10 protein-coding genes are annotated in these 12,252 nt (G+C 61.7%); 7 read left to right on the top strand and 3 right to left on the bottom strand.

All coding sequences use genetic code 11. The annotated features are described in order from the left end of the window. Positions 1-5 precede the first annotated feature (5 nt). Both ACIPL0_RS07090 and ACIPL0_RS07095 read right to left on the bottom strand, forming a co-directional pair. Positions 6-482 (bottom strand): antitoxin Xre/MbcA/ParS toxin-binding domain-containing protein, encoded by a 477-nt coding sequence (locus ACIPL0_RS07090; protein WP_400731457.1) that lies wholly within the window; start codon positions 480-482, stop codon positions 6-8. A 78-nt stretch (positions 483-560) separates the two neighbouring features. After that, entirely contained in the window at positions 561-1,019 is a 459-nt protein-coding gene (locus ACIPL0_RS07095; protein ID WP_038409824.1) for a hypothetical protein, read from the bottom strand. 82 nt (positions 1,020-1,101) lie between these two features. Here ACIPL0_RS07095 and ACIPL0_RS07100 point away from each other — a divergent pair, with 82 nt between their 5' ends. The 7 genes from ACIPL0_RS07100 to ACIPL0_RS07130 all read left to right on the top strand — a co-directional run bounded on the left by ACIPL0_RS07100 (position 1,102) and on the right by ACIPL0_RS07130 (position 10,442). Further along, the gene (locus tag ACIPL0_RS07100; RefSeq protein WP_038409822.1) at positions 1,102-1,386 is read left to right on the top strand and encodes a helix-turn-helix domain-containing protein; all 285 of its coding nucleotides are present in this window, start codon (positions 1,102-1,104) and stop codon (positions 1,384-1,386) included. 514 nt (positions 1,387-1,900) lie between these two features. Continuing rightward, positions 1,901-2,887 (top strand): DNA-binding protein, encoded by a 987-nt coding sequence (locus ACIPL0_RS07105; RefSeq protein ID WP_400731458.1) that lies wholly within the window; start codon positions 1,901-1,903, stop codon positions 2,885-2,887. A gap of 96 nt (positions 2,888-2,983) precedes the next feature. Next, positions 2,984-3,886: a LysR family transcriptional regulator gene (locus tag ACIPL0_RS07110; protein WP_400731459.1), complete on the top strand. Its 903-nt coding sequence runs from the start codon at positions 2,984-2,986 to the stop codon at positions 3,884-3,886. Between the two features lie 108 nt (positions 3,887-3,994). Next, positions 3,995-4,600 carry a DsbA family protein gene (locus tag ACIPL0_RS07115; RefSeq protein WP_400731460.1) on the top strand — a complete coding sequence of 202 codons (606 nt, stop codon included), beginning with the start codon at positions 3,995-3,997 and terminating at the stop codon, positions 4,598-4,600. Positions 4,601-4,764: 164 nt separating this feature from the next. Further along, a complete protein-coding gene (locus tag ACIPL0_RS07120; RefSeq protein WP_400731461.1) occupies positions 4,765-5,898 on the top strand; it encodes an efflux RND transporter periplasmic adaptor subunit in 1,134 nt (377 codons plus the stop codon). Between the two features lie 3 nt (positions 5,899-5,901). Further along, positions 5,902-9,060 carry an efflux RND transporter permease subunit gene (locus ACIPL0_RS07125; protein ID WP_400731462.1) on the top strand — a complete coding sequence of 1,053 codons (3,159 nt, stop codon included), beginning with the start codon at positions 5,902-5,904 and terminating at the stop codon, positions 9,058-9,060. Further along, the gene (locus ACIPL0_RS07130) at positions 9,057-10,442 is read left to right on the top strand and encodes an efflux transporter outer membrane subunit (RefSeq protein WP_400731463.1); all 1,386 of its coding nucleotides are present in this window, start codon (positions 9,057-9,059) and stop codon (positions 10,440-10,442) included. The genes ACIPL0_RS07125 and ACIPL0_RS07130 overlap by 4 nt, the downstream gene beginning before the upstream one ends. An 843-nt stretch (positions 10,443-11,285) precedes the next feature. On the opposite strand, the gene ACIPL0_RS07135 is transcribed toward ACIPL0_RS07130, so the two are convergent. Continuing rightward, a complete protein-coding gene (locus ACIPL0_RS07135; RefSeq protein WP_400731516.1) occupies positions 11,286-12,191 on the bottom strand; it encodes an alpha/beta fold hydrolase in 906 nt (301 codons plus the stop codon). Positions 12,192-12,252 lie beyond the last annotated feature (61 nt).

The following is a 12,252-nucleotide window of genomic DNA, read 5'->3' on the forward strand; positions in this document are numbered from 1 at the left end:
TGCATCTATACGTATACCCCGTGGTGGATCTGCGAGAGATAACGCTCAACAGTAGCGAACCCGACTGACGTCTCGATGAGGTCAACAGGTACGTGGCCCCCGAAATACCTGGATGGCCGACATAGCCAATCCTCTGCCAGCGCCTGAGTACCAAAGACTGTCGTCGCTTGCTCTAGGGTCTTCGCGAATTGGAATGCCATTGCGCTTTGTTGGGCATTGAGCCGCACCATTCCGAGGCCGGAATTCAGCAGATGAGCAACCTGCTGCTCGGGCTTTCCCATTACTAGGCAGATTACATTTCGCTTCGTGTAGAGCGTTGAACTGGACACCATCATGTGTACGTCCTTCAACGCAAACCCTTCCAAGACGAGTATCAAAAGATCCAGGTCGCCAAGCTCCTCCAGCGGGCGCTTTGTCAGTGTCTCTGTTGGTCCCCGAACCTGGCGAGGTCTGGGAATAGAGTCCGGTATTAGATCTTTCATTGCACACCTTGCAGGTTTGACGAGATTGCCTGCTACAGGATCCGACCGTTGTCGGCTTACACACTGATGGCGAAAACGCTATCGGGATTTATTGAGGTCGGTTGCAGCGTCGAAGATCACCTGTATCAAGGTGGCATTCTCTAGAACCCCCGAACCAGAAAGGGCATAGCAGTTACCTCCATCGACCTCGAATGCCTCGCATGGACCGCCTAGGCTGGGAGATTCGAGGACAGATATTCTTGTGAGGGGCTCCATAAGCCAGCGATCAGTACCGTTCATGTGTGCTGGGGTGACAATTTGGACCTGCTCAACCCTCATCCGAGACGTTTCGCGACGCACCAGGGAAGCGACGTCCCTTGCATGCTGAATCATAAGCATGAACGTATCCGGTTCAACTGCGCCTACCCGAACCACGTTGAGGTAAAACCACGGGTACATGAGTTCCTGCTCAACGTATGGCCAGATCTGCGTGTCGTCATATTGATGATCGCCGAGGTCGGGTAACTGAATCTCAGAGCTTCGGTAGGTAGTGAACATAAGCCCCTCCAAAATGAACACTATAGATTGTAGCCCTATAGGACTCAAGAAGGCTTCATCGTTCCTTTTGTGAGCCTGAAAATTGGAACTGAATATCGCGTTTGGAGAGGCACTTCGGGACATCCGCAAGCAACGAGGCCTTACCCAGGAGGATTTCTCGGACGTCAGTAGTAGGACATATCTGAGCACTCTAGAACGTGGCTTGAAGCGCCCTACGATTGACAAGGTAAGTCAATTAGCTGAGGTTCTGAACGTCCACCCAGCCACCCTAATCATGGCAACGTTCCTTAACCAAGAACGTGTAGTCACTCGTAAGGATCTACTCCAGCGGATCTGCATGGAGCTTGATGAGCTCGGCATGCGTTAGTCTGTGAATGCGTTGATCGATGGACGGGGAACGCGAGGACTGGCCTGGGCTTAAGCATTGGCAATGCTTCGATCGGATCTCTGTTCAAATATGCATCCCGGCCGCCCAAGCTCATCGATCTTCAATGCTCAATTTCTTGTTAGGACGAGGCCGCTCTGCTCTCGACTGTTGCAGTACGTATAGACAACTGTTGCTAGACCCTGATATGGCGAAAGTGGCTGGGCCAGCGTTTCACTAAACAAAGAATCGAATTTCTGCAGTGGTAACCCAAACAACGCATGCTCGAAACGAGCAAAGTAGCCGCTACGCTACTTCCGGGGAAAGCGACTTTTTCTCCAAAAATTAATCCCTGACGCAACTTTTTCTCCAAGGATTACCATCCTCTACTACTCATACTCCAAGATTCACCTCCCGCCGTACTCAAATCGGCTCCGAAACTCGCTGAATTCTCCAACAATTACATCAGTGCGGGAATACGTGGTACATACCACGGTACGAAATCGTAGGAGCAAACATGGCCCGTGGCGGCGTGAACAAGACGATTGTGCAGAAGGCGCGTGAAGCGCTGCTGGCCCGTGGCGAAAACCCGAGCATCGACGCGGTACGGGTCGAACTGGGTAATACCGGCTCGAAGACCACCATTCATCGCTATCTCAAAGAGCTGGAAGGGGCCGGTACAGACCTGGCGTCTTCGCCGCAAAGCCTGAGCGAAGAACTGACAGCGCTGGTCTCGCGGCTGCAAGAGCGTTTACTGGGGGAGGGCGCCGAGGTCATCGAACAGGCGCAGGCCCGTTTCAATCAGGACAAGGACACCCTGGAGGCCAAACTGGCGGTCAGCCAGTTGGCGCTTGAAACCTTGCAACGGGAGTTCGACATCCAGCGTGTCGCGCTGCAAAGCGAATCGGCCGAATTGCAGGTCTGTCACAGCAGTCTTCAGGCCGAGCAGACCCGCAATGCCCGCTTGAGCCAGAACTGCGCCGATCTGGAACTGCGCATCCACGACAAGGACGAGCACATTCGTTCGCTGGAAGAAAAACACCTGCATGCCCGCGACGCCCTGGAGCATTACCGCAATTCGGTGAAGGACCAGCGCGAACAGGAGCAGCGTCGCCATGAAGGGCAGGTGCAACAGATTCAGGTAGAACTGCGCCAGCAGCAGCAGATGCTCAGCATCAAGCAGGAAGAACTGACGCAACTGAATCGCGACAACGAACGCCTGCTCGGCGAAATGCGCCAGTTGGGCAAGGTCTCGTCCGCGCAGGAAGACCGCCTGCACGGGCTGAACAGCGAAATCACCACGCTGAAAATGGCCCTTGCCAAGAACGAAGGCGCCAGAGAGTTGCTGCAGGAGCAGGTGGCGACGTTGCAGCAACAGTCTCGCGTGCTGACCGACGCCGCCCATCAGGCCAGCGTCGAAACCCTGGAAGCGCGGCGCTTGCTGCAGGACGCCGAGACTGCACTGGAACGCCTGACGGCCGAACCCGCCGAGGACAAAGCCTGACGCGGTTCGATCGAGCACCGCCAGACAAGCGCAACCCGGCGAAAACAGGGTATAAGTCGAGGCCTGTTACCTCCTGAACATTGACCTGTGGGGCCCATGGATAAGTTTCTCGCGCTGAACATGTTCGTTGAAACCGTGCGCTGCGGCGGCTATTCCGCCGCGGCGCGCAAGCTGGGGATCGCCACGTCGTCGGTGACCCGCCAGGTGGCGGCGCTGGAAGCCGAACTGGGCACCGTGTTGCTCAACCGCAGCACCCGGCACAACAGCCCCACCGATGCCGGGCAAGCCTATTTCTATCGTGCGGTCGCCATTCTGGAAGCGCTGGATAGCGCCGACAACGCCGTGTCCGACCGTGGCGAAGAGGTGCAGGGCCGCCTGCGTATCAGCGTGCCGGTGGAGTTCGGGCGGCGGGTGATCGCTCCGCATATCGGTCGTTTTCTGGACAGCTACCCGCAGCTGGATGTCAGCCTCAGCCTGAGCGACGAGATCGTCGATCTGCTCAAGGAGCGGATCGATCTGTCAGTGCGGCTGGGTTCCAGCGTCGCCAGCGACGACATCATCTGCCGGCCGGTGGGTCGCTTCGAGCGCTGGATCGTCGCCAGCCCAGAGTATCTGCTGCAGCACGGTCTGCCGCAGACACCCGACGACCTGCTGGCGCATGCCTGCCTGCGTTTCGACTACGGCAATGCGCAGCAGGACTGGCAACTGCGCTGTGGTGACGAGCAGATCGCCGTTGCGGTCAGGGGGCGCCTGCAAAGCAACAACGCCGATATCCTCCGCGAAGGAGCGCTGGAGGGGCAGGGGCTGGCTCTGCTGGCCGACTGGCTGGTGAAGGATGACGTGCGTCAGGGGCGTCTGACCCGTGTGCTGGAGTCCTTTGAGGTCAGCCCAGGCAACGTCGATACCTCGATCAACGTGATGTTCCTGCCCAACCAGCGCGGCTCATCGCGTATCCGGGTGTTTACCGAGTTCCTTCAGGAGATCCTCGACAACCGCTAGGTCCTGCGCTGAGTTCACTGCAAAACAGTGTTGCGCCGGCTAGGCATTCTGCGGCGCAGGCACCTGCTTTAACGTGCCGGTGAACTTTCAACAGGCAGGTTGCCGAGCATGAGCCGTTCACTGTGTTTTGCTTTCGATTTTCTCGACCCGTGGGGCTGGATCGCCGAGCGTCGCGTGCGACTGGCCCTTGATCAGGCCCGCGTCGACTGGCCCGTACGATATCAGCCCTTCCGCGCACCGCTGTCGAAAACGGCGGTGGGCGGCTCCTATCAGGATTATCTGCAGCGGCGCTTCGGCAGCCAGACCCGCTATCACCAAAAGCAGTTGTTTGATGAAGCGGCACACCTAGGGGTGCCGTTGCGTGCCCTGCACATCGAGCGCACCCCCGACCCGTTGCCGGCCATGCTGGCCCTGGCCGCAGCGACGCCTGCACAGGCCCCGGTCGTGTTCGACGCCCTGTACGCCGCGCTGTATCGGGACGGCACAGACATCGCCGATACAACAGCGCTGGCTGAGCTGTTGGCTCGAATCGGTGTGAGTGAGCAGCCACCAGACGCCGCACTGCTGGACAGGCTACTGACCGACGAGCAGGACGTGGCGCGCTGGTCCCGGCACCTGCTGCCGTCACTGCGCCTGGGTGATGCGGTTCTGTCCGGCGCGCAGCCGCCTGCAATCCTGACGCAATGGTTATTGCGCAACGCGCAACAGGGTTGAGCGCCGACGCCGGATTATCAGGCGGCTGACGCTTGCTTAGAGTGGCGACACCCCGGATCAAGCACCGCCATCCGGCGCACATTCAACGACTCACTTTCATTTCCGACACTCCGGAATCTGGCCGGAACGGCAGGCGTTTGCCTGAAATAAACGGGACTCTTTATATGAAACTCAAAGCCATGGTGCCTGTCACGCTGTCGGCACTTGCTCTGGCGGTGTTACTGGCCGGTTGCAAGTCCGATGAAACCCCGCCAGCGGTCGCCGCGCCTACTGTCGGTGTGGTCACCCTGCAACCGCAGGATTACGTGCTGCGCAGCGAGTTGCCGGGTCGCACCGCAGCCTATCGAGTCGCCGAAGTGCGGCCGCAGGTGCAGGGCATCATCCAGCGCCGGCTGTTCAACGAAGGTGCAGACGTCAAGGAAGGGCAGGCGCTGTACAACATCGACCCGGCACCTTACGAGGCGACACTCGCCCACGCCAAGGCCGTGGCGCAGCAGGCCGCTTCACTGCTCAACCGCTACCGGCAACTGGTGGCGCAGCAGGCGATCAGTCGCCAGGAGTTCGACGACGCGCAAGCGAAGGCGCTGGCCGCCGATGCCGATCTGAAAAGTGCCGAGATCAACCTGCGCTACACCCGTGTGCAGTCGCCGATCAGCGGGCGTATCGGTCGCTCTGCCGTGACCGAAGGGGCACTGGTCAGCGACGGTCAGAGCCAGGCCATGGCGACCGTGCAGCAGCTCGATCCGATCTATGTCGACATCACCGAATCCTCTGCGGCGTTGCTGCAGCAGCGCGCGGACCTCGATCAGGGCCGCCTGCAAAAAGCCGGCAAGGAGGGCGCTTCGGTCAGCCTTATCCTGGAGAACGGCAGTGCTTATCCGCTGCAAGGGCAGCTGGAGTTTTCCGAGGTGTCGGTCGACCCGTCCACCGGTTCGGTCACCTTGCGTGCCGTGTTCCCCAACCCCGATCACCTGTTGTTGCCAGGCATGTTCGTGCGGGCGCAATTGCAGAGCGGCATGCGCGAGGGCGCCATTCTCGCGCCGCAGCAAGGGGTGACCCGTGACCTCAAGGGCACCCCCGGCGCGTGGGTCGTGAATGCCGACGGCGTGGTCGAGCAGCGCACGTTGGTTGCCAGTCGCACCGTCGGCAGCGCCTGGCTGGTGGAGCAGGGTTTGCAGGCGGGCGACCGACTGATCACCGAAGGCCTGCAGTTCGTCAAACCGGGCATGAAGGTTCAGGTCAGTGCGGCAAACAATGTCAAGCCTGCCGTTTCCGCCACCGTCGCCAAGGGGAATTGAGCCATGTCGCGCTTCTTTATCGAGCGTCCCGTCTTTGCCTGGGTGATTGCCCTGATCGTCATGCTCGCCGGCGGGCTGTCGATCCTGAAACTGCCGATCAACCAGTACCCGGACATCGCGCCACCGGCGATTTCCATTCAGGTCACCTATCCGGGCGCCTCCGCCCAGACCGTGCAGGACACCGTGGTGCAGGTCATCGAGCAGCAGCTCAACGGCATCGACAACCTGCGCTATGTGAGTTCCGAGAGCAACTCGGACGGCACCATGACTATCACGGTGACGTTCAATCAGGGCACCAACCCGGACATCGCTCAGGTACAGGTGCAGAACAAACTCAACCTGGCGACGCCGTTGCTGCCGCAGGAAGTGCAGCAGCAGGGCATCCGCGTGACCAAGGCGGTGAAAAACTACCTGATCGTGGTCGGGGTGATTTCCGAAGACGGCAGCATGTCGCGGGAAGACCTGGCCAACTACGTGGTGTCGAACATGCAGGACCCGCTGTCGCGCACACCGGGCGTTGGCGACTTCCAGGTGTTCGGTGCCCAGTACGCGATGCGCATCTGGCTGGATCCGGCGAAGCTCAACAACTACCAGCTCACGCCGGTGGATGTGAAAACCGCGATTCAGGCGCAAAACGTGCAGATTTCGTCCGGCCAGTTGGGCGGCCTGCCGGCGTTGCCTGACCAACAGCTCAACGCCACCATCATCGGCAAGACCCGCCTGCAGAGCGCCGACGAGTTCAAGGACATTCTGCTCAAGGTCAACCCCGACGGTTCCCACGTGGTGCTCGGCGATGTCGCCGACATTGCCCTGGGCGGCGAAACCTACAGCGTCAACGCCCAGTTCAACGGCAAGCCAGCCTCTGGCATTGGCATTCGCCTGGCCCCCGGCGCCAATGCACTGGACACCACCCGCGCCATTCGCCAGACCCTCGACCGCCTGCAGCCGTTCTTTCCTCAAGGCATGAAAGTGGTTTACCCGTATGACACCACGCCGGTGGTGCGCGATTCGATTCTCGGTGTCTTCCACACCCTGGGCGAAGCCGTAGTGCTGGTGTTTTTCGTCATGCTGCTGTTCCTGCAGAACCTTCGCGCCACGCTGATCACCACTCTCACTGTGCCGGTGGTGTTGCTGGGCACCTTCGGCGTGCTGGCGGCCACCGGGTTCACCATCAATACGCTGTCGATGTTCGGCATGGTCCTCGCCATCGGGCTGTTGGTGGACGACGCCATCGTGGTGGTCGAAAACGTCGAGCGGGTGATGCACGACGAGGGCCTGTCGCCCAAGGACGCGACGCGCAAATCGATGCAGCAGATTCAGGGCGCGCTGGTGGGCATTGCCATGGTGCTGTCGGCGGTGATGCTGCCGATGGCGTTTTTCGACGGCTCGACCGGGGTGATCTACCGGCAGTTCTCGATCACCATTGTTTCGGCCATGGCCCTGTCGGTGCTGACCGCTCTGATCTTCACCCCGGCATTGTGCGCGACCTTGCTCAAACCCCACGTGTCGGGCCGTGGCCTGGCGAATCTGGCGTTTTTCCGTACCTTCAACCGCGGTTTCGAGCATGGCGTGAGCCGTTACGAGCGCGGTGTCGCCGGCCTGTTGCGCCACAAGGCGCCGGCGCTGCTGGCCTACGCGCTGATCGCGGCCGGCATGATCCTGCTGTTTGCCCGGATCCCCACGGCCTTTTTGCCGGAAGAAGACCAGGGCGTGATCTTCACCCAGATCCAGACCCCGGCCGGTTCCACCGCAGCGCGCACCCAGCAGGTGCTCGATCAGGTTCGGGAGTATTTGCTTGCCAGCCCCGAACAAGGCGGTGAGGCCAATGCCGTGGACGCGGTGTTCACGGTCAACGGCTTCAACTTTGCCGGTCGCGGTCAGAGTTCGGGGTTGTCCTTCGTGCTGCTCAAACCCTGGGAGCAACGCGGCCCGCAGGATTCCGCCGAGGCGCTGGCCAAACGTGCCCAGGCGCATTTCAAGACGTTCCGCGATGCGCTGGTGTTCGCCATCGTGCCGCCGGCGGTGCGCGAGCTTGGCAATGCGTCCGGCTTCGATGTGTTCCTGCAGGATCAGTCGGGTGTCGGTCACGAGGCGCTGGATGCGGCGCGCAAGCAGTTCCTGCAACTGGCCGCACAGAGCAAGGTGCTCGCCGCCGTGCGCTTGAACGGCCTGAATGACGAGCCGCAATACCAATTGTTGATCGACGATCAGCGCGCCCGTGCCCAGGGTGTCAGCCACAGCGACATCAACACCACGCTGTCGGTGGCCTTCGGCGGCAACTACGTCAACGACTTCATCGACCGTGGCCGGGTCAAGAAGGTGTTCCTGCAAGGTCAGGCCGCTGCGCGAATGAACCCGGAAGACCTGGACAAATGGTTTGTGCGCAACGCCGCCGGCAAGATGGTGCCGTTCTCCGCCTTTGCCTCCGGCAAGTGGTTGTACGGCTCGCCGAAACTGGCCCGTTACAACGGTGTGCCGGCTGAGGAAATCCTCGGCGTACCGGCACCCGGCTACAGCACCGGCGAAGCCATGGCCGAGGTGGAAAGGATCGCCCGTCAGCTGCCGCCCGGGATCGGTTACGCGTGGACCGGCTTGTCCTATGAAGAGCAGCTGTCCGGTGCCCAGGCGCCCGCCATGTATGCCTTGTCGATTCTGGTGGTGTTCCTGTGCCTGGCGGCACTCTACGAGAGCTGGTCGATTCCGTTGGCGGTGATGCTGGTCGTGCCGCTGGGCGTGATTGGTGCCTTGCTCGCCACGCTGTTGCGTGGGCTGTCCAACGACGTGTTTTTCCAGGTCGGCCTGCTCACCACCGTAGGGCTGTCGGCGAAAAACGCAATTCTGATCGTTGAATTCGCCAAGGCGCTGCGCGAGGAGGGCATGAGTTACGCGGACGCCGCCATCGAAGCGGCCCGGCAGCGCCTGCGGCCGATCGTGATGACGTCGATGGCGTTCATCCTCGGCGTGATTCCGCTGGCGATTTCCTATGGCGCCGGTTCCGGCAGCCAGCATGCCATCGGCACCGGCGTCATTGGCGGGATGCTCACTGCGACCCTGCTGGCGATCTTCTGGGTACCGCTGTTTTACGTCAGCGTTTCTTCCTTCTTTGGCCGTGTCTCCCGTCAGGCGGATGAGCGCGAACCACAACCGGAGCCTGCAGCATGAATAGCCGAATCGTTTCGCTGGCGCTGGCCGCCTTCCTGCTGGGCGGTTGCTCGCTGATCCCGGCCTATGAGCGTCCGGCAATGCCGGTCGCTGCACAATATCCCGAGGTGCCCGACAGCGGCGCTCAGCCGGTGGCCAGTCTTGCCTGGCGCAGCTTCTTTCGCGATCCCGCGTTGCAGCCTCTGATCGAGACGGCTTTGCGCAACAACCGCGACCTGCGCGTGGCAACCCTGAACGTTGCGGCTTATCAGGCCAGATACCGCATCCGTCAGGCAGACCTGCTGCCACAGGTGACAGCGGATGCAAGCGGTAGTCGACAAAGATTGCCGGCCGATCTGTCGCCGGGCGGCCAAGCCAATACCGAAGGCCAATACCGTGTCGGCCTGAACATGAGCTACGAGCTGGACCTGTTCGGTCGCGTACACAGCCTGAGCGAAGAGGCGTTGCAGCAATACCTGGCGACCAGCCAGGCGCAACGGACCGTGCAGATCAGCCTGATCGCCAACGTTGCCAACGCCTGGCTGACTTGGCAGGCCGATCAGCAATTGCTGAAACTGACCCGCAGCACCGTGGACACTTACCAGCAGAGTTACCAGTTGACGCAGCGCAGCGCCGATGTCGGTACCGCGACCCTGCTGGCGGTACGGCAGACCGAAACCCTGCTGCGCGAGGCTCAAAGTCGCTATCAGCAATACCTGCGGCAAGTGGCCGAAGACCGCAACCTGCTGGTGATGCTGCTGGGTGCCGATCTGCCTGCGGGTTCGCAGATGGCCGCTCAGGCCCCGTCGCCCCTGAGCGAGATTCCGGTGGGCTTGCCCTCGGACTTGCTGAATCAACGGCCCGACATCCTGCAAGCCGAGCATCAATTGATGGCCGCCAATGCCGATATCGGCGCGGCGCGGGCAGCGTTTTTTCCGAGGATCAGCCTCACCGCTGCAGGCGGCACGTCCAGCAGCGAGCTAGCGGGGTTGTTCAACGCAGGTTCCGGCAGCTGGCTGTTCGCGCCACAGATCAGCCTGCCGATCTTCAACGCCGGTAGCCTGCAAGCCAGTCTGGATGCAGCAAAAATCACCAGGGACATCAACGTGGCTCGCTACGAAGGTGCGATCCAGACCGGCTTTCGCGAAGTCAGCGACGGGTTGGCGGCGACCGCCACCCATCGCCGGCAAGTCGAGGCGCAACAGCAACTGGTGACCGCAAGCAACGAGTACTACCGCCTGGCGGAGGCGCGTTATCACACCGGAGTCGACAGCTCGCTGACACTGCTGGACGCACAACGCACATTGTTTTCGGCGCAACAGGGGCTGATCAGCGAGCGACTGGCGGAGCGGATCGCTGCCGTCGACCTGTACAAGGCGCTCGGCGGTGGTTGGCAGGGCTGATGTCGCTGCCTGTCATCACAACCCCGTAGCAGTCCGGCTTGCCGGCGGTGACGATCTGGCGGGCGCTACCGCCGGCAAGCCGGACTGCTACAACACGTACACCGCAAACCTGTAGGAGCTGGCTTGCCCTGCGAGCGGCGGGGAACCCGTCGTGAAACCGGTAAACGCGGTGTATCGGACACCACCGAGTCGCCCGGTTTCACTGCCGCTGCGCGCCAGATCGCGAGCAGAGCTCCCTCCCACGGCCTGCGGCCAGAATCAATGGCATTGCCGTACACATCACCCGTAGCAGCCCGGCTTGCCGGCGGCGGTCTTGCGGACGTCTCCGCCGGCAAGCCGGACTGCTACAACACGTACGCCTCAAACCTGTAGGAGCTGGCTTGTCCTGCGACCGGCGGGGTACCCGTCGTAAAAGCGGTGCGCGCGGTGCTTCTGACAACACCGAGTCGCCCGGTTTTACTGCCGCTACGCGCCAGATCGCGAGCAGAGCTCCCTCCCACGGCCTGCGGCCAGAATCAAAGACATCACCGCGCGCATCACCCGTCGCATCCAGCTTGCCGGCGGCAGCGATCTAGCGGGCCCTTCCGCCGGCAAGCCGGACTGCTACAAGACGTACGCCGCAAACTTGTAGGAGCTGGCTTGTCCTGCGAGCGGCGGGGTCGCGCTCGACCGCAGTCGTCGTAAAACCGATGCACGCGGTTTGTCTGACACAACCGAGTCGCCCGGTTTCACTGCCGCTACGCGCCAGATGCGGGCAAGCGCGCTCCTACGGGCCTGCGGCCAGAATCAAAGGCATTGCCATGCGCATCACCCGTAGAAGTCCGGCTTTTGATGCCCAGAGTTCTATCCGGGCAACAGGCTGAGCACCGCCTCGGCAAAGGCTGCCGGAGCCTCTTGCGGTACGTTATGCCCGACACCGGCCAGCACCTGTCGGCGCACCGGGCCGCTGAAGCCGCGTACGGCGGCGCTGTCGCTGCGTCTGGAGGACACGCCGTCATCGGCGCCGCTGAGGAGTACGCTCGGCACGCTGATCGGCGGGCGCTGAGCCAGCGCCTGCTCGATCTTTCTATAACGTGGGTCGCCCTCGACCAGGCCGAAGCGGTGGCGATAGGAATGAACCACCACCTCGACGAAATCAGGGTTGGCGAACGACTCCGCACTGGCCTGGTAGGTGGCTTCGCTGAACGACCAGCTCGGCGACCATTGCTGCCACAGCAGTCGACAGAACGCATCGCGGTTGGCTGTGAGACCTGCATGACCGCGGTCGCCATGCAGGTAGTACTGATACCAGAGGCGGCGCTCGGTTTCCGGCGAGGCGGGCGTGTTGGCGGCGGCAATGTCCTGAATGTTGTAGCCCGGGTCGCCACTGACCAGACCGATCACCCGTTCCGGCCGCAACGCTGCGACCACACAGGCTGCCCGGCCACCCCAGTCGTAACCGGCCAGCACCGCGCGCGGGATCTTCAACGCGTCAAGCAAGGCCAGCAGGTCGGCACCGAGCGCCGCCTGTTCGCCGGAGCGCGGCGTCGTCGCATCGATGAAGCGGGTAGGGCCATAGCCGCGCAGATAAGGCGTGATGCAACGGCACCCGGCCTGCGCCAGCTGCTCGGCCACCGCGTCGTAGGCATGCACGTCGTACGGAAAGCCGTGCAACAGCACCGCCACGGGGCCGTCGGTGGGGCCATGTTCGAGATAGGCGATTTGCAGCACGCCCGCCAGGATGGTTTTCACGGGAACCTCCGAATGCAGCGCAAAAATAAACGGCGATCATGCCTGAGCAACGCTACAACGCTGTGACGTCAGCGCGTTT

The sequence above is a fragment of the Pseudomonas sp. NPDC090208 genome (genome assembly GCF_044746785.1).
Classification (GTDB): Bacteria; Pseudomonadota; Gammaproteobacteria; order Pseudomonadales; family Pseudomonadaceae; genus Aquipseudomonas.

Coding starts and splice junctions, on each gene's coding strand:
- ACIPL0_RS07090 (WP_400731457.1), bottom strand. CDS start 482: ATGAAAGATCTAATACCGGACTCTATTCCCAGACCTCGCCAGGTTCGG.
- ACIPL0_RS07095 (WP_038409824.1), bottom strand. CDS start 1,019: ATGTTCACTACCTACCGAAGCTCTGAGATTCAGTTACCCGACCTCGGC.
- ACIPL0_RS07105 (WP_400731458.1), top strand. CDS start 1,901: ATGGCCCGTGGCGGCGTGAACAAGACGATTGTGCAGAAGGCGCGTGAA.
- ACIPL0_RS07110 (WP_400731459.1), top strand. CDS start 2,984: ATGGATAAGTTTCTCGCGCTGAACATGTTCGTTGAAACCGTGCGCTGC.
- ACIPL0_RS07115 (WP_400731460.1), top strand. CDS start 3,995: ATGAGCCGTTCACTGTGTTTTGCTTTCGATTTTCTCGACCCGTGGGGC.
- ACIPL0_RS07120 (WP_400731461.1), top strand. CDS start 4,765: ATGAAACTCAAAGCCATGGTGCCTGTCACGCTGTCGGCACTTGCTCTG.
- ACIPL0_RS07125 (WP_400731462.1), top strand. CDS start 5,902: ATGTCGCGCTTCTTTATCGAGCGTCCCGTCTTTGCCTGGGTGATTGCC.
- ACIPL0_RS07130 (WP_400731463.1), top strand. CDS start 9,057: ATGAATAGCCGAATCGTTTCGCTGGCGCTGGCCGCCTTCCTGCTGGGC.